The organism is Micromonospora sp. WMMD967, assembly GCF_029626165.1.
Lineage (GTDB): Bacteria > Actinomycetota > Actinomycetes > Mycobacteriales > Micromonosporaceae > Micromonospora > Micromonospora taraxaci.
Genome location: NZ_JARUBK010000001.1, coordinates 4339468 through 4356380 on the forward strand (window position 1 = coordinate 4339468; position 16913 = coordinate 4356380).

Genomic DNA, 16913 nt, shown 5'->3' on the forward strand with positions numbered 1-16913 from the left:
CCTCGTGAAACGGTCACCAGGTGACTCAACCGACCCTTCGCACCGCCCGTCTGCTGATGGTTCCCCTCGCCGATCGGCACTTCGACCTGGAGGTCGAGCTCGACTCCGACCCGGAGGTGCTTCGCTACATCACCGGGCGGGCGCGATCCAGGGACGAGGTGGCCGCGTCTCACGCACAGAGGTTGGCGCTGTCCGGCACGGTGGACGGCCTGGGCTACTGGATGGCGTTCGGGTCCGATGGCGGCGCGCGTGGCAAGGCGGCGCCGGAGCGCGAGGACGAGGGCGACTTCGTCGGGCTCATGATGCTTCCGCCGGCACACGGGCCCGACCAGCCCGACGATCCCACCGTCGCGGAGTTGGGCTACCGGCTTGCCCGCCACTGCTGGCGTAGAGGTCTGGCCAGCGAGGCATCCCAGGCCCTGCTGCGGCATGCCTTCGACACGGTCGGGCAGAGCCGGGTGATCGCGCAGACCATGACGGTGAACATCGGTTCCCAGGGCGTGATGAAGGCCGTCGGCATGCGGTATGTGCGCACGTACTTCCCTACCTGGGACGCCCCGATACCAGGGCATGAATCCGGTGAGGTGGAGTACGAGATGACCCGTGAGATGTGGGAGGCCCGTCCCACGGTGTGGGGACTGACGGTGACCACGGACATCGCGCGGCAGGTCAGGCGGTGGCGGGCCGATGACTACACGTGGCGTGCGATCGCTGCGGCTGCCGACCAGCGATGGGGCACCGATTCCGGAGGCAACCAACTCTTCGGCGGTGACCTGTGCCGGGAGAGCGCGCGGGTGCTCGGTGAGAATCCGGAGGCCGATCCCTGGCACTGATCGTCGGCGACCGCAGGCGACACGAACACCCGAACCGGATTCGGAGGTGCTCGGTGAGCCTTCTGGTCTCGTCGTCACTGCCCGGTGGAGCGGACCATCCCCGTCAGGACAGCTGGGCCGCCGGGTTGGTCGACTGTCGTTGGCGTATCCACGGTCGGGCGCGACCCGCGTTCCGACGGGCGGCCGTCGAGTGGCGGACGACGAGGCGTACCGGCAGGACCATCGGCCGGCCGGCGTGCCCGGGAGCGCCCTCGATCATCGTGAGGAGGTGCCGGGTCGCCGCTGAACCTTCCGCGTAGAACGGCGCCGCGACGGTGGTCAGCCCGGGTGTGACGATGTCGGCGGCGAGGGTGTTGTCGAAACCCACGATGCTGACGTCGCCCGGCACGTCGACACCCATCCGGGTGAGGCCGCGGATGAGCCCGATCGCCATCTGGTCGTTGAAGGCGAGGACGGCGGTCGCGGGACGGGCACGCAGTTCCTCGGCGGCTCGCTCGCCGCCCTCGATGGTCGGGCTGAACGGGCCGATCTGGCGTACCTTGATCTCCAGTTCCATGCCGGCTTCGAGCAACGACCGCCAGCGGATGCCGTTCGGCCAGGACGCCTGCGGCCCCGCGACGTAGGTGATGTGGTCGTGCCCCAGTTCCCCGAGGTGCTCGGCGGCCCGCCGGACCCCACGGGGGTTGTCCGTAACGACGCAGGGCACGTCGGCGACGGCGCGGTTGAGGACCACCACCGGCCGCTGCTTGGCGAACATCCGGATCGCCGAGTCCGACATCCGGCTGCTGGCCAGCACGATACCGTCGACAGTCGACATCGTGCGTTCGATCGCCGCCCGCTCCAGCCGGTCGGACTCCTGGGCGTCGATGAGCACAGTGGTGTATTCGTCGTGCATCGCCGTCTCCTGCGCACCGCGCACGATCCCGGCGTAGACCGGGTTGGTGATGTCGGCGATGACGAGCGCGATCATGCGCGTGCGGGACGTGGTGAGGGCGCGGGCGAGCGGGTTGGTCCGGTAGCCCAGCCGCTCGGCGACCTGCCGGACCCGCTCGGCGGTCTCGGAGTTGACGCGACTCGGCCGGGAGAAGGCACGCGACACCGTGGAGGGTGACACGTCGGCTTCGGCCGCGACGTCGTAGATCGTGGCTCTCTTGTCGGGCGGCCTGGTGTGGTCGGGCATCGTCGTGCTCCCCCCGGCTACGCGCCGTGATCATGTTATGACGACGGTGCGCACTCGGCAATGCCCCGGCAACATTCCGGCCCAGGAACGTATTCGCGCGAGGCAATACATGGCAACCCGTTGCCGTTGCGGCACGTCGGCTGTCTGAATGCATCGCAGATGGCCCATGGCGGGCGGCCTCACGGGCGACCCCACCTGAGCGGAGCGTGGACCTACCTGGCCGGGCCGGGTAGCCGACGAAGGAGACGGCTGATGGGTATGACGCGGCGAGGCGCCCTCCTGGTCACGGCATCGTCGCTCCTGGTGGGCGCGGTCGGGTGCGGGGCGCCGGAGACCCCCGGCGACACCTCGGGTGACACCTCCGGAGAGGTGCCGCAGCGACCCGGCCGGGCGGTGACGCTCAACGTCCTCGACGTGGCCGGCAACCTGCAGCTGACCCAGGGGATGATCGACGAGTTCGTGTCGAAGAACCCGGACGTGATCTCGCGGGTGACGTACTCGAAGGCGCCGGCGCCCGAGCTGGCCGGGAAGATCAAGGCCCAGCAGGGTGCGGACCGGGTGGACATCGGTCTGGTGTTGACCGGCGTCGACGGCCTCGCGGCCGGGATCGAGCAGGGGCTGTGGGTCGACGTGCTGCCGGCGTTCGCCGACCGTCTCGGCGGGATGCGGAACTACCTGGAACCGGCCGCCGCGATGCAGAAGCTCGCCGGTAACGCCGGCGTGACAGTCACCTACTACCCGTCCGGCCCACTGCTCGAATACCTGCCGTCGCGACTCGCGACGCCACCCACCAACGCGCAGGCCCTGCTCGCCTGGGCCAAGGCCAACCCGAAGAGGTTCCAGTACGCCCGACCGGCCAACTCCGGTCCGGGGCGTACGTTCCTGATGGGTCTGCCCTACATCCTGGGCGACGCCAACCCCAAGGACCCCACCGCGGGCTGGGACAAGACGTGGGCCTTCCTGAAGGAGTTGGGCCAGTACGTCGACTACTACCCGTCCGGCACCACCGAGACGATGAAGAACCTCGCCAACGGCACCGCCCATCTGATCGTCAGCACCACCGGTTGGGACATCAACCCCCGGGTGCTGGGCACGGTGCCGAAGGACGCGAAGATCGCCACGATCGACGGGTTCCACTGGGTCACCGACGCGCACTACGCCGTCATGCCCAAGGGCGTGTCGACCGACACGCAGGCCGCCGCGCTGGCCCTGCTGGCGTTCATGCTGACCCCCGAGCAGCAGGCGAAGGCGTACGACGAGGGGTACTTCTACCCCGGGCCGGCGGTGAAGGACGTCCAGCTCACGTCAGCGCCGCAGAAGAGCCAGGACGCGATCCGCGAGTTCGGCCGCCCCGAGTACGACGCGCTGATCGCCGGCAACCCCACCGAGGTCCCGCTCGACGCGAAGAGTCTCGTGGCGGCGTTCAACCGCTGGGACCGTGAGATCGGCGGCGGGAAGGTCAAGCAGGGATGAGCGCCTTCGCCCGACTCCGCCTGGACGGGGTGTCCCGCCGGTTCGGTGGGCAGGCCGCGCTCACCGACTTGGACCTGACGATCGAGGCGGGCGAGTTCATCGCCCTGCTCGGCCCGTCCGGCTGCGGCAAGTCGACGGCGTTGAACTGCCTGGCCGGGCTCCTGCCGTTGACGGCCGGGAGCATCTGGCAGGACGAGCGCCGCATCGACACGCTGCCGCCGGAGCGGCGCGGTTTCGGCATGGTGTTCCAGAGCTACGCGCTCTTCCCCCATCTGACGGTACGGGCGAACATCGCCTTCGGGCTGCGGATGCGGCGGTTGCCGAAGGAGGAGACGCGCCGGCGTACCGAGGAGGCGGTGCGGCTGGTGCGGCTGGAGGATCACGTCGACAAGCTGCCCGGCCAGCTCTCGGGTGGTCAACAGCAACGCGTCGCCATCGCCCGTGCCGTGGTGTTCGAGCCGTCCCTCGTCCTGATGGACGAGCCGTTGAGCAACCTCGACGCCAAACTGCGTCTGGAGATGCGCACCGAGATCCGCCGCTTGCACCAGTCGCTGGGCCTCACCACCGTCTACGTCACGCACGACCAGGAGGAGGCGTTGTCCCTGGCCGACCGGTTGGTGGTGCTGCGGGAGGGTCGGGTGCAGCAGGTCGGGTCGCCGCGTGAGCTGCACACCCGGCCGGCGAACTGGCACGTCGCCGACTTCATGGGCTACCGCAACCTGTGGCCGGGCCGGGTCGAGCAGGTCGACGGCGTGCGGGCCACCGTCGGGTCGTCCGGTCATCGACTGGTCGGCGAGGCCGTCGGAGACCTGCGCGCCGGGGTGGATGCGGTGGTCGCGGTGCGCCCCGAGGACGTCCGCGTCGACGGGTCCGGCGAGACCCGCGACGTCCTGCCGGCCACCATCGAGGTGGTGGAGTACCAGGGGCGCGAGTTGGCGGCCGAGGCGCGCACCGACACGGGCCTGTTGCTGCACCTGCGTACCGAGCGGCGCATCGCACCGGGCGACCAGGTCACGCTCGCCGTCGACCCACGGCGGCTGCTCGTCTATCCCGCCGACGCGGCACAGCCGACCGACCGCCTCGCGGACGTCGTGGAGGCGGCGCGGTGAGCGGCAGCCGGCCCGGCAGACCGTTGACGCACTGGCAGCACCGTCTCGCCGAGCGGGGCGTCGACCGTCAGCTCTGGTTGCTGGTCCCGGCCCTGGTGTTCGTGGTCGCCCTGTTCCTCTACCCGTTCTTCTACGGGCTGGGGCTCTCGTTCCAGCCGACCAGGGGTGGGCCGTTCAGCGACTACGCCCGGTTCTTCTCCGACGCCTACGAGCGGGGCACGATCTGGATCACGCTGCGCATCGCGTTGCCCGCCGCGCTGCTGAACGTCCTCGCCGCGGTGCCGATCGCCTACCGGATGCGCGGACGCTTCCGGGCCAAGCGGCTGGTCACCACGCTGCTGGTCGTGCCGATCACGCTCGGGACGGTGCTCACCGCCCAGGGGTTGCTGAACTTCCTCGGCCCGACCGGCTGGTTCAACCGGATCCTGCTGGCCACGAACCTCGTCGACGAGCCGGTGCGACTGACCCACAACTACTGGGGTGTCTTCTTCTCGTTGGTGATCACCGGTTTTCCGTTCGCGTTCCTGCTGGTGCTCTCGTACCTCTCCGGCATCGACCCGACCCTGGAACGGGCGGCCGCGACGCTGGGGGCGGACTGGCGTCGCCGGTTCACCCGGATCACCCTCCCGCTCCTGATGCCCGGCCTGGCCACGACGTTCTGCCTGACGTTCGTGCTGGCGTTCAGCGTGTTCCCGTCGGCCGTCCTGGTCGGCAACCCGGCCGGCGAGACACGGGTCATCTCCCTCGCCGCGTACCAGGCGGCGTACGAGCAGTACGACTACCCGTACGCCTCGGCCATCGCGATGATCATGGGGTTCGTCGAGCTGGTCATCATCGCGGTGGTGTTGGCCGCGCGCAGCCGTTTCTACACCGGCTCCACGGGAGGCAAGGGCTGATGGCAACGATCACCGAGGCGCCACCGGCGTCGCCCCCCGCCCGTACCGGACGTCGGCGCGTCGTCGCGCGGCCCGCCGCCTGGATCGTGTGGGGCGTCGTCGTCTTCTTCTTCCTCAACCTGCTGGGCGTCGTGGCGTCCGTGCTGGTCAGCTCGTTCGGCCGGCGCTGGTTCGACACCTGGTTGCCCGACGGCTACACCACCAGCTGGTACGGGCGGGCCTGGGAGGAGTTCGCGCTCCTGCGGGTCATCGTCGTGACGCTGGAGGTCTCCGCGCTCGTCGTGGGTCTCTCGCTGCTGATCGGCGTGCCGGCGGCCTATGTGCTCGCGCGGCGGTCGTTCCCCGGCAAACGGTTGATCTTCCTCGTGTTCCTGCTGCCCATCCTGATGCCGCCGATCACGTACGGCATTCCCCTGGCGACCGTTCTCTACAAGTTCGGTCTGGCCGGGAACATGTCCGGGGTGGTGCTCGCCAACCTCGTACCCTCGGTGCCCTTCGTCATCCTGACGATGACCCCGTTCATCGAACAGATCGACCCGCGGGTCGAGAGCGCCGCGCGCATGTGCGGCGCGGGACTGCGGACGGTGTTCCTCCGGGTCCTCGCACCGTTGCTCGTGCCGGGCATCCTCGCCTCCGCGATCCTCGTCCTCGTGCGGACCGTGGGGATGTTCGAACTGACCTTCCTCACCGCCGGACCGGACTCGCAGACCCTCGTGGTGGCGCTCTACTACTCGATGTCGGCGTCCGGGATCCGGGCCCAGCAGTCGGTCGACGCCATGGCGGTCATCTACACCTCGATGATGCTCGTCCTGCTCGTCGTGGCCCTGCGCTACGTCAATCCGACGCAGCTCGTGGCCCGGGTCAAGGACGAGCCGGAGCACTGAACGGCGGCCCGGTCAACCGCCCACGACATCGTGGGGCAGCGCGTCGGTCCGCCAGGCGACGTGCGGGGCGGCGGCCTCGTCGAGGATCTCACCCACCCGTCCCACCACAGTGCGGAGTACGGGCAGCTTCGTCCGTAGGCCGCGGTACGCCGTGGCGAGGGCCGGGTCGACGGTGACCGGTTCGCTGCGGGTGCCCTCCGGATCGAGGTGGGTGACCGCCCCCCGCAGGTCGGGGGAGAGACCGATCGCGAAGAGCCCGAGCGCGGCCGCGCCGAGGGCCGCGTCGTCGGCCGCGCCCGACGCCTGCACCGGACAGTCCAGGACCGCCGCCATCACCTGCCGCCACAGGGGAGAGGAGAACGCGCCCCCGGCCAGGTGAACGCTGCTGACCGGCGTCACCTCGGCCAGGCGGTCGCGGACGTCACCGAGTTGCAGGCAGACGCCCTCCACGGCGGCCCGCACCAGATGACCGCGAGAGTGGTGCCCACGTAACCCCAGGTACGCCCCCAACGGGCCGGAGCCCTCCGGGTAGGCCCGGTCGTCGCGCGCGTGGGGCAGCATCACGAGGCCGTCGCTTCCCGGGGCGATCCGTTCGGCGAGCCTCAGCAGCGCGGGCGGCGCCCAGTCGTCCCCGGGCGCCGAGGGATGGTCGGGCGCGAGGGTGTGACCGGCCCACCGCACGACGTTGCCGCCGTTGCCGACGGTGGCGCCGAGGACCCAGGCGTCCTCGGTCAACGCGCCGCAGGTGAAGGTCTCCGTCGCGTCGACGAGGGGAGCCGTGACCACCGTCCGCAGGGATCCGGTGGCCCCCAGCGTCACACCCGCGACGGTGCTGTCGATCGCCGCGGTGCCCAGAGCGCGCAACGGTTCCTGGCACGCGCCCACGACGACAGGCGTGCCGGACGGCAGGCCGACCGACCGTCCTGCCGTCGCCGACAGCCGCAGGACGGCCGTCGTGGGCAGGACCGGGGGCAGCTGACTCTCGGACACCCCGGCGAGGTCGAGGACCGCGGGACTCCACATTCTCCGGTGGACGTCGAACAGTCCGGTGCCGGAAGCCGAGGACAGCTCGGTCACCACCGCCCCGGTCAGCCGGTGGAGCACGTAGTCCTTGAGGCCGACCCACCACGGGGTCGCCGCGCAGAGGTACGGCTCGTGGCGGGCGAACCACATGAGTTTGCAGAGCGGGCTGCCCGGGTGCACAGGTGTGCCCGACAACCGGTGCAACTCTCGGCTCTGACCGGAGGACCGCAGGTCGCGGGCTGCCTCGGCGGACCGTGAGTCGTGCCGGGTGACCAGCGGCGTCACCGGCGTCAGCGTCGCGTCCAACCCGATCAGGGCGCCCCTGGCCGTGCTGAGCGTGACAGCGACGACCTCCGCGCCTCCGGTGGCGGCGGCGCAGGCGGACATCGCCGCCAGGGTGGCCGCCACGAGGACGTCGGGCTCCACCACCAGCCAGCCGGGTGCCGGCTGCAGGAGTGGGCACTGCCGTGTCTCGACGTGCCGCACGGTGCCGTCCAGCGCGAACGATGCCGCCCGGACGGTCGTGGTGCCCAGGTCGACCGCGAGGATGACAGGACCTCCCGGGCTCATCCGCCAATGGTCGGGAGGCGCTCGTCGGGCCGGCAAGCGGTTGCGCGCAGTTGCCGTCGCCCTGACGATGCGCAGTCGCGCGGTCGATCGGGCGAGGAAGATCGAGCATCGACGACGCGAGTCGTGACAGGATTGTCGGCATGTCTGCTCGCGCGCTGAGCTTCGGGATGGTGGCGGAAGCATACGAACGGTACCGGCCGGGATATCCCGTCGAGCTTCTCGACCTGGTGATGGCCTACGCGGGCCGGCCGGTTCGGACGGCCCTGGAGATCGGCGCGGGGACAGGCAAGGCAACCCGTCTGTTCACCCGACGGGAGGTCACCGTCACCGCCACCGAACCGGACGGGGCCATGCTCGCCGAACTGCGCAAACACGTGCCGTCCCGCGTCCAGACCGTGCAGGCCGCATTCGAGGACCTGCGACCGGGAAAGACCTACGACCTGGTGTACGCGGCCGCGGCGCTGCACTGGACGAAGGCGGAGGGTCGGTGGTCGCGGATGGCCGCGCTGGTGGAGCCGGGTGGCGTGTTCGCCTCGTTCGGCGCCCCGATCCAGCTGGCCGATCCGGCGGTGGCGGAGGCGGTGCGTGCGGCGCGGGCGCCGTTTCTGGAGAGCGACGAGGTGCCGTCTCCCGACGGCACGCCTCCCGGGCATGCGATGCAGTGGCCGGGCACCGAGCTCCAACGGTCCGAGTGGTTCACCGATGTCCAGCAGGTCGTGATCGAGCGGCGTCTGACGATGAGCGCCGACGACTACGTCGGGCACCTGTCGACGATCTCGGCGTACCTCGAACTGCCGACCTCGGACCAGGAACAGGTCTTCGACCGGATCATGCGGGTCCTGCCCGAGACGGTCGACCTCGCCGCCGACATCGTCGTCCACCTCGCCCGTCGGCGTCACGAGCGGTAGCGCCTCGACGCCGGCGGCTGCTCAGACCAGGAAGTTCTCGCGCATCCGCGCGCCCAGGTTGATGCCACCCACCGCCCGAGGGCCGGCCGGGTCGTGCACGCTGACGGTGTTGTTGCGGCGCATCAGCTCCCGGACCGCCGGTGGCAGCCGGGGCGGCTCGTCCATGGCCGCGAGGACCTGCCCGGCGCTCAGGATCAGTCGATCGGCCAGGGCGGCGGCGTCGGTGTCGACCCGCACCCGTCCGTACTCCCAGGCGGCGGTGGTGAGGTCGAGCACCTCGAACACGCGGGTCAGCAGCGGGTTCGGGTCGGTCACCCGGTCCAGCCGCGGCGCTCGGCTGCCGACCACCGTGACCGCGGCGGTCACCTGCGCGTACGGGTGGAAGCCGCTCGGCAGGGCGAACAGCGGCCAGCGCAGGGCGTGGCCGGCCTCCACCCACAGCGGCCGGTAGTTGCGTCGGTGCACCAGGAGACGCCGGCCCGTCCGTCGGTGGATCTCCTGGGCCTGGGCCTGAAGGTCCACGTGGGCCTCGTCGGCGACCTGGCTCACGATCCGGGCTGCCACCACCAGGCCGTCGTCGCTGTCCAGCGCCGCGGTCAGCGCCTCGACCTGGTCCGGGAACCGGACCTGCGCGTGGGCGCCGTAGCGGGACTGGGCGTCCCGCAACAGCGTCTGCTGTCGTCCCGGGTCGAGCTGGACCCGCCTACCGCCCAGCAACCGCCGGAGCCAACGCATGTCGCCTCGTTTCAGCAGAGCCGTCGTGGACGGCGGCAATGCTAGTGCCTCGTCCGTTGCTCCCTTGCGGACGGGGTGGCGGACCGAGCCCGGCCACCGGGCGGACGGGGATCCGCACTCGCCAGACGGTCCCGGCGAAGCCTGGGTAGTTTTCCTGTCATGAGTGAGGACACTTTCCGCTCGGTGCAGATCGAGCGCACCAGTGTGGGTAACTACGTTGCGCGCAACGTCCGCGGCGGGTCGATGTCGTTGGGCACGGGCGAGGACTCCAGCTTCACACCTGTGGAGTTGCTCCTGGCGGCCATCGGCGGTTGCAGCGCGGTCGACGTGGACCACATCACCAGCCGCCGCGCGGAACCGACGCAGTTCTCCGTCGCGGTCACCGGCGACAAGATCCGGGACGAGTCCGGGGGCAACCGGATGCAGAACATCACTGTCGAGTTCACAGTGACGTTTCCGGCCGGCGCGGACGGCGACCGGGCGCGCGAGGCGTTGCCCCGGTCGTTGCAGCAGTCGCACGACCGCCTGTGCACCGTCTCCCGTACGGTCGAGCTGGGCGCTCCGGTCTCGGTCGCCATCGCCGGCGGTGACACCTCGGAAGACCCGCGCTGAGCACGCTCACTCAACGCTTTAAAGAATTAACATCTTCAATGGTTTGAGGTTATGGGAGCGCTCCCGTAACATACCTGACGCGGCCTGTTAACGCTCACATGCGCTCCGCTCGCAGTGACCACCACCAATGCATTTGGCCGCCATCCCGTCAGGAAGGTGCTATATGACCAGATCCAGAGCTACCAATGTCGGCCTGGTCTCGGCCGGCGTTGCCCTACTGGTGTCGTCGTCGGTTGTCGCGGCGCTGCCGGCGGGCGCCGCGGCAGCGGGTTGTTCGGTGAACTACGCCGTGGCGTCACAGTGGCAGGGCGGCTTCACCGCCAACGTGGCGCTCACGAACCTGGGCGACCCGCTGACCAGTTGGACGTTGACGTGGTCGTACGGCGCCGGGCAGACGGTGACGCAGGCGTGGAGCACCTCGGTGACGCAGAGCGGCTCGGCGGTGACGGCGAAGAACGTGAGCTACAACGGCGCGGTCCCGACCAACGGCTCGGTGTCGTTCGGCTTCAACGGCTCGTGGACGGGCAGCAACCCGGTGCCGACCAGCTTCGCTCTCAACGGCGTCACGTGCACCGGCGGCACCACACCGACCACTCCGCCGACCACCACCCCGCCGCCCACCGACCCGCCGCCGACGACTCCGCCCCCCACCAACACCTGCGATCTCCCCTCGTCGTACCGGTGGTCGTCCACCGGCGCGTTGGCGCAGCCGAGGTCGGGTTGGGTGTCGCTGAAGGACTTCACCGTCGCGCCGTACAACGGCCAGCAACTGGTCTACGCCACCACGCACGACACCGGGACCAGGTGGGGTTCGATGAACTTCGGTCTCTTCAGCAACTACAACCAGATGGGCTCGGCCAGTCAGAACGCGATGAACAACGCGACGGTGGCGCCGTCGTTGTTCTACTTCGCGCCGCGCAACATCTGGGTGCTGGCCTACCAGTGGGGTGGACCGGCGTTCTCGTACCGGACGTCGACTGATCCGACGAACCCGAACGGGTGGTCGTCGGCGCAGACGTTGTTCAGCGGGAGCATCACGGGTTCGGGCACGGGGCCGATCGACCAGGCGGTGATCGGCGACAGCCAGAACATGTACCTGTTCTTCGCCGGTGACAACGGTAAGATCTATCGGGCGAGCATGCCGATCGGGAACTTCCCGGGCAGCTTCGGGTCCAACTACACGACGATCATGAGTGACACGACGAACAACCTCTTCGAGGCTGTCCAGGTCTACAAGCTCCAGGGCCTGAACAAGTACCTGATGATCGTCGAGGCGATCGGTTCGCAGGGCCGCTACTTCCGCTCCTTCACGGCCACCAGCCTGGGTGGTTCGTGGACGCCGCAGGCCACGTCCGAGAGCAACCCGTTCGCGGGCAAGGCCAACAGTGGCGCCACCTGGACCAACGACATCAGCCACGGTGAGCTGCTGCGGACCAGTGCGGACCAGACGATGACCGTCAACGCCTGCAACCTGCAACTGCTCTACCAGGGTCGTTCGCCCAACTCCGGCGGCGACTACGGGCTGCTGCCGTACCGGCCGGGTCTGCTGACCCTGCAACGCTGACACGGTTCGATCAAGCTCGACCGACCGGAACGGGCGGGCTCGGCGTCACGCCGAGCCCGCCCGCACCACGTCGAGTGCGGGTGACCTTCCGACCGCGCATGGTCCGCGCCACACGTCCAGGGCCCGGTCGTTTGCACAGCTCAGGCCCGCGCCGGCAGCCGTGCAACGATGGTGTGTGAGCTGTGATTCAACTGTGTCGTCAGCGGTCGATCCCACCGCCTCCCCTCTCGTGCTGGAAGGGGAGGGGATTGTGCTGCGCGACTGGCTCGACGCCGATCTGCCACACCTGCCGGGCCTCTTCGACGCGGCGGACATCGCCGCGAACACCGACATTCCTTCTCCGTTCGACGCGGACGCCTTTCTGGTCAGAATCCGGCGCCGCCGGGTCCAGGGCATCGTCGACCTGGCCGTGACGCGGGACGGCGGGGAGCCGCTCGGCCTCGTCGCACTTCACGTGGCGAGCGGAGTGCTGGGGTACGCCAGCGGCCCGGCGCACCGCGGCCGAGGTATGGCGTCGCGTTCCCTGCGGTTGATCACGACGTTCTGCCACGAAGAGCTCGGCTTCACCCGACTGCGGCTGAGTATCGTGCGGGGCAATCTGCCCTCGCAGCGGGTTGCCGCATCCGCCGGATACGTCCGGAGCGACGACGACGTCGTCGAGCGGACCAATGGGCTGGGACAGCTCAAGCTGCTCGAAACGTGGCACTGGCTCGCTCCGGTGACGTCCGGCTGACAACTACCTGATGCGACACGCGTCATCGGGGCAGCCGGTGGCTGACGATTTTGGGACGATGCGCCGGTCGAGCTACCGACATCACCCGATTCGAAGGGACCCCGCGATGGCAAAGGTCATCTCCACACTGTTCATCTCGGCCGACGGCGTGGCCGAGATCGATCCTGACTGGCACTTCCCGTACTTCGACGAGAACATGGGCCGCGCCGTCACCGAGGACTACGAGACCGCCGACGTGCTGCTGATCGGCCGCGAGACGTACGACAGCTTCGCCGGCGCCTGGCCCGGTCGGGAGGCCGCTGGTGGCGAGGACGCGCCGTTCGCCAAGCAGCTCGGGGACATGCGCAAGGTCGTCGTCTCGCGCCAGCCGCTGGAGTTCTCCTGGCGTAGCTCGGAGCTGATCCAGGGGGATCTCGTCGACGCCGTCGCCGCCCTGAAGGCCGACGACGCCGTACGCGGCATCCTGATCCCCGGGTCGATCTCCGTGGTGCAGCAGCTGCTCGCCGCGGGTCTGGTCGACGAGCTGCGGCTGCTGGTGCACCCGGTAGCGGCACGCAAGGGCCGCAAGCTGTTCGACGACGGTGATTCGGCCTACCACCTGCGCCTGCTGGCGACGGAGTCGTTCCCGACGGGTGTGCTCCGTGTGATCTACGCGCCGACTGCGGCCCCCACCCCGGCCGGCTACGACGATGTCAAGGACCAGGTGCCCGCCGGAAACTAGGACGCCCGCCTCCCGGGGCGTCCGGGCCCGTCGTACGCCCGTGTGAAGATTCGTTCGTGACCGAATGGACGTACAACGATCGCCCCGAGGGCGCCCGGTTCCTGACCGATCGCATCCCCGAGCCGGGGCGGAGCGCGATCGAGGACGAGCTGTGGGCCTGGATCGTGCGCGGTGAGGATGACGCGGACGATTTCGTCGACTTCTTCGACGACGAGGAGGAGCGCTGCGGCGCCACCGACGACGAGCTGAGGGCGGCGCACGGCAAGGCGGTGGCCGCTCGGCGGGCGCAGCAGCGGCAGTGGGGTGAGGTGACCGCCAACATCACCCGCGCCTTCGCCGAGCTCAACGAGGTGGGGGTGCTGGCCCGGGCGAACTTCAGCTGCTGCGGCACCTGCGCGAGCGCCGAGATCGACGACGAGCGCGACGACTCCCGGCACTGGCGCGGGTTCCTCTGGTTCCACCAGCAGGACACCGAGTCGCTGCTCGAGAGCGAAGAGGGCGCGGTCTACCTCGGCTACGGCGTCTATCCTCCGGCCGACTTCGACGAGGCCGCCTACGGCCGTCTGTCGGAGGCCGAGCAGCAGGCCGGTTACCAGGCCGACCTGGAGCGACTGATGGACGAGGTCGCGTTTCCGGTGCTGCGCAAACACGGCATGCGGGTGGAGTGGAACCGCAAGCAGTCCAAGCGGATCAGGGTCACCGGCGCCCAGTGGTACGCGCCGTTGGGCTGAGCGCCACCGGCCCGGCCCACACCCCGGAGCTCTATTTAGTGAGGCGCATCTATATTGACGTTCGGCGTTGGCGGGGACAGGATCTTGGGCACCACCACCCCCCGTGATCCCCCTCCCTGGGAGGCGCCATGACCCGTCCCCGCCTGCCCCTCCTGCGGGCAGCCACCCGGCTGGCCGCACTGACCCTGGCCACCGCCGGCGTGCTGCTCACCGTCGCCACCCCCGCCAGCGCGGCCGTGCCCACCGGCCGCTACGTCGCGCTGGGCGACTCGTACACCGCCGGCCCGTTGATCCCCAGCCAGACCGACCTGAACTGCCTACGGTCCAGCCGCAACTATCCGTCACTGGTGGCCGCGGCCGCCGGCTCGTCGTCGTTCGCCGACGTGAGTTGCTCCGGGGCCACCACTGACGACATCCTCTCCGGTGGCAGCGGCCAGTTGGGCACCGCGCTGCCGCCGCAGCTCAACGCGGTCACGTCGAACACGGCGCTGGTGACGGTGCAGATCGGCGGCAACGACATCGGCTTCTCCGGCATCATCGGCGCCTGCGCCGAGGCGAGTGTCAGCAGCCCGCTCGGGTCACCGTGCAAGAACAGCTACACCGCCGGAGGCGTCGACCAGTTGCAGGCGAGGATCGTCGCCGCGACGCCGAAGGTGACCGCCGTGCTCCAGGCGGTTCGCCGGGCCGCGCCGAGCGCGCGGGTCGTGGTGCTGGGCTACCCGGCGATCCTGCCGGACACCGGGTACGGCTGCTGGCCGGTCGTCCCGATCGCCTACCAGGACGTGCCGTACCTGCGCGGCATCGAGAAGTCGCTGAACGCGATGTTGGCGAGCGTCGCGAGTGCGAACGGCGCCACCTACTCCGACGTCTACACGCCGTCGATCGGTCGTGACGCGTGCAAGAGCAGCGGTACTCGGTGGGTCGAGGGCCTGGTGCCGCAGAACGCGGCAGCGCCGTTCCACCCGAACGCCCGGGGTGAACAGGGCATGGCCACCGCCCTCCTCGCCACGCTCAACAGCTGAGCGATCCTGCGATCTGCCGAGTCGGCCCCGTCGGATGCGGCGGGGCCGACTCACCGCTGAATCAGGCCCTCGTGGTGCGCGGGAGCCTCAGCCAGGCCGGCGTGCGGAAGCCCAACCGTGTTGGTGCAGCCGTTCGACGCCGTCGAGAAGCAGGTCCAGGGCGAACTCGAACTCGAACTGGTCGTCGCAGCCCTGCCCGAGGACGGACTCGTCGTCATGCGACGCCGCCATCGCGATCTCCGCGACGTGCGGGAACCGGGCCGCGATCTCCGGGGGCAGGGCGGTCGGTGGGTTCGGGTCGGCCCTGCCGCTTCGACCGGCGCGGCGGTCGGCGTCGAAGAGTTCCTGACTGAAGCCGAGGATCCGGCTGCCCATCGCGTGCATCACGTGGTGGGTGAGGTCGACGGAGAAGCCGCCGGCCCGGAACGTCCCGATCATGGAGTCGAGATAGGCCAGGATGGCCGGTGTCGCCATGTTCCGCGACTCGATCGCCAGTGGCGCCCAGGGGTGGCGCTGAAGCACCTCCCGCGCCGAGAGAATGCGTTCGCGGACCGCGCGCTTCCAGTCGGCGCCGGGCTCGGAGGCGCGGATCTCGCCGACGACCACGTCGATCATGCCGTCGAGCAGTTCGTCCTTGTTGGCCACGTGCTTGTAGAGGGCCATCGGCACGACGCCCAGGTCCTGCGCGAGGTTGCGCATGCTGAGAGATTCGATCCCGGCCTCGTCGGCGAGCGCGACGGCGGCGTGGAGGACCCGGTCCCTGCTCAGCGGCGTGCGGCGCAGCGTCTCCGCCTGCTCGGCCATCTCGCTCCTCGTCGTCCGGTGGACAACCGAACCCTAGACCTCTTGACAGGTGTACGCCGTACACCTAGCCTGTGAGTCGTCAGGTGTACGCCGTACACCTAGGAAGGGGTGAAGCCATGAAGGCGATCGTGCAGGACCGGTACGGCCCACCCGAAACGCTCACGCTCGCGGACGTGGACACGCCGGTGCCCGCCCCCGACGAGGTGCTCGTGCGGGTGGAGGCAGCCGCGCTCAACGCGTACGACTGGCATGCCATGCGGGGCGACCCACGGATGGCGCGCCTGGCGCTGGGGCGGTCCCGGCCCCGAGCGCGCATCCGCGGCCGCGACTTCGCCGGCCGGGTCGAGGCCGTCGGCGCGCGCGTCCGACAGGTCCGCCCGGGCGATGCCGTCTTCGGTGACCTCGGTGACGCCAACGGGGCGTTCGCGGAGTACGTGTGTGTCCACGAGAACCTGGTCGCGGCGAAGCCGGCGAACCTGACCCCGCAGCAGGCCGCCGCCCTGCCGTTGGCCGGCGTCACCGCGCTCATGGGTCTGGACGCCGGGCGGGTCGGGCCCGGCCACCGGGTTCTGGTCAACGGTGCCTCCGGCGGCGTCGGCACTCTCGCGGTCCAGTTGGCCGCGGTGCTCGGGGCGACAGTGACCGCCGTGTGCAGCACCCGCAACGTCGACCTGGCCCGTTCCCTCGGCGCCGAACACGTCGTCGACTACACCCGCGACGACTTCGCCCGCGGCACCCACCGCTACGACGTGGTGTTCGACCTGGTCGGCAACCGCTCGCTGCGGGCGCTTCGGCGGGTGCTGACCCCGACCGGGACGCTGGTGCTCTCCGGCGGGGGTGTGTACCGCGGAGGCAGCCTCCTCGGACCGATCGGCCTCATCGCGCGCGGCCGGCTGCTGGCGCCGTTCGTCCGGCACCGCATCGTCGTCCTCACGGCCGTCCCCGGCCGGCACCACCTGGACACGCTCCGCGCGCACGCCGAGACCGGTCGCCTCACCCCGGTCATCGACCGGGACTATCCCCTCCACGAGGTGCCCCTGGCGATGCGCTACCTGGAGGGCGAGCACGCGCGGGCCAAGGTCGTGATCACCGTCTGACCCGGCCGCGACGGTCCG

16 protein-coding genes and 1 pseudogene are annotated in these 16913 nt (G+C 70.0%); 13 read left to right on the forward strand and 4 right to left on the reverse strand.

What is annotated here, in order from left to right:
* Nucleotides 1-20: 20 nt before the first annotated feature.
* Nucleotides 21-623, forward strand: a pseudogene (locus O7631_RS19430) (GNAT family N-acetyltransferase); the annotation flags it as partial.
* A 313-nt stretch (nucleotides 624-936) separates the two neighbouring features.
* Here O7631_RS19430 and O7631_RS19435 read toward each other — a convergent pair.
* Nucleotides 937-2013, reverse strand: coding sequence for a LacI family DNA-binding transcriptional regulator (locus tag O7631_RS19435; protein ID WP_278145516.1), 1077 nt, complete (start codon nucleotides 2011-2013; stop codon nucleotides 937-939).
* 252 nt (nucleotides 2014-2265) lie between these two features.
* Between O7631_RS19435 and O7631_RS19440 the strand changes: the two genes are divergently transcribed.
* The 4 genes from O7631_RS19440 to O7631_RS19455 are packed head-to-tail and all read left to right on the forward strand — an operon-like array spanning nucleotide 2266 to nucleotide 6375.
* A complete protein-coding gene (locus O7631_RS19440) occupies nucleotides 2266-3486 on the forward strand; it encodes an extracellular solute-binding protein (RefSeq protein ID WP_278145517.1) in 1221 nt (406 codons plus the stop codon).
* Nucleotides 3483-4595 (forward strand): ABC transporter ATP-binding protein, encoded by a 1113-nt coding sequence (locus O7631_RS19445; protein ID WP_278145518.1) that lies wholly within the window; start codon nucleotides 3483-3485, stop codon nucleotides 4593-4595. The genes O7631_RS19440 and O7631_RS19445 overlap by 4 nt, the downstream gene beginning before the upstream one ends.
* Nucleotides 4592-5491: an ABC transporter permease gene (locus O7631_RS19450; protein WP_278145519.1), complete on the forward strand. Its 900-nt coding sequence runs from the start codon at nucleotides 4592-4594 to the stop codon at nucleotides 5489-5491. Before O7631_RS19445 ends, O7631_RS19450 begins: the two co-directional genes overlap by 4 nt.
* Nucleotides 5491-6375 carry an ABC transporter permease gene (locus O7631_RS19455; RefSeq protein ID WP_278145520.1) on the forward strand — a complete coding sequence of 295 codons (885 nt, stop codon included), beginning with the start codon at nucleotides 5491-5493 and terminating at the stop codon, nucleotides 6373-6375. Before O7631_RS19450 ends, O7631_RS19455 begins: the two co-directional genes overlap by 1 nt.
* Before the next feature lie 12 nt (nucleotides 6376-6387).
* On the opposite strand, the gene O7631_RS19460 is transcribed toward O7631_RS19455, so the two are convergent.
* Nucleotides 6388-7968, reverse strand: a complete 1581-nt coding sequence (locus tag O7631_RS19460) for an FGGY family carbohydrate kinase (protein WP_278145521.1) — start codon at nucleotides 7966-7968, stop codon at nucleotides 6388-6390.
* Between the two features lie 140 nt (nucleotides 7969-8108).
* Here O7631_RS19460 and O7631_RS19465 point away from each other — a divergent pair, with 140 nt between their 5' ends.
* Nucleotides 8109-8876: a class I SAM-dependent methyltransferase gene (locus O7631_RS19465; protein ID WP_278145522.1), complete on the forward strand. Its 768-nt coding sequence runs from the start codon at nucleotides 8109-8111 to the stop codon at nucleotides 8874-8876.
* Between the two features lie 21 nt (nucleotides 8877-8897).
* On the opposite strand, the gene O7631_RS19470 is transcribed toward O7631_RS19465, so the two are convergent.
* Complete coding sequence (locus tag O7631_RS19470) at nucleotides 8898-9611, reverse strand: hypothetical protein (RefSeq protein ID WP_278145523.1); 714 nt, start codon at nucleotides 9609-9611, stop codon at nucleotides 8898-8900.
* 159 nt (nucleotides 9612-9770) lie between these two features.
* Between O7631_RS19470 and O7631_RS19475 the strand changes: the two genes are divergently transcribed.
* From O7631_RS19475 to O7631_RS19500, 6 genes are all read left to right on the forward strand, one after another.
* A complete protein-coding gene (locus tag O7631_RS19475) occupies nucleotides 9771-10223 on the forward strand; it encodes an OsmC family protein (protein WP_278145524.1) in 453 nt (150 codons plus the stop codon).
* A 163-nt stretch (nucleotides 10224-10386) separates the two neighbouring features.
* The gene (locus O7631_RS19480) at nucleotides 10387-11787 is read left to right on the forward strand and encodes a non-reducing end alpha-L-arabinofuranosidase family hydrolase (protein WP_278145525.1); all 1401 of its coding nucleotides are present in this window, start codon (nucleotides 10387-10389) and stop codon (nucleotides 11785-11787) included.
* A 193-nt stretch (nucleotides 11788-11980) separates the two neighbouring features.
* Nucleotides 11981-12520 (forward strand): GNAT family protein, encoded by a 540-nt coding sequence (locus O7631_RS19485; RefSeq protein WP_278145526.1) that lies wholly within the window; start codon nucleotides 11981-11983, stop codon nucleotides 12518-12520.
* 106 nt (nucleotides 12521-12626) lie between these two features.
* The gene (locus tag O7631_RS19490; RefSeq protein WP_278145527.1) at nucleotides 12627-13241 is read left to right on the forward strand and encodes a dihydrofolate reductase family protein; all 615 of its coding nucleotides are present in this window, start codon (nucleotides 12627-12629) and stop codon (nucleotides 13239-13241) included.
* A 56-nt stretch (nucleotides 13242-13297) separates the two neighbouring features.
* Nucleotides 13298-13972, forward strand: a complete 675-nt coding sequence (locus O7631_RS19495; protein WP_278145528.1) for a hypothetical protein — start codon at nucleotides 13298-13300, stop codon at nucleotides 13970-13972.
* Nucleotides 13973-14100: 128 nt separating this feature from the next.
* Complete coding sequence (locus tag O7631_RS19500; protein WP_278145529.1) at nucleotides 14101-14994, forward strand: SGNH/GDSL hydrolase family protein; 894 nt, start codon at nucleotides 14101-14103, stop codon at nucleotides 14992-14994.
* Between the two features lie 87 nt (nucleotides 14995-15081).
* On the opposite strand, the gene O7631_RS19505 is transcribed toward O7631_RS19500, so the two are convergent.
* Nucleotides 15082-15798, reverse strand: coding sequence for a TetR/AcrR family transcriptional regulator C-terminal domain-containing protein (locus O7631_RS19505; RefSeq protein ID WP_278145530.1), 717 nt, complete (start codon nucleotides 15796-15798; stop codon nucleotides 15082-15084).
* A gap of 116 nt (nucleotides 15799-15914) precedes the next feature.
* On the opposite strand from O7631_RS19505, the gene O7631_RS19510 reads away from it, so the two are divergent.
* Nucleotides 15915-16895, forward strand: coding sequence for an NAD(P)-dependent alcohol dehydrogenase (locus O7631_RS19510; protein WP_278145531.1), 981 nt, complete (start codon nucleotides 15915-15917; stop codon nucleotides 16893-16895).
* The last annotated feature ends 18 nt before the right edge of the window (nucleotides 16896-16913 follow it).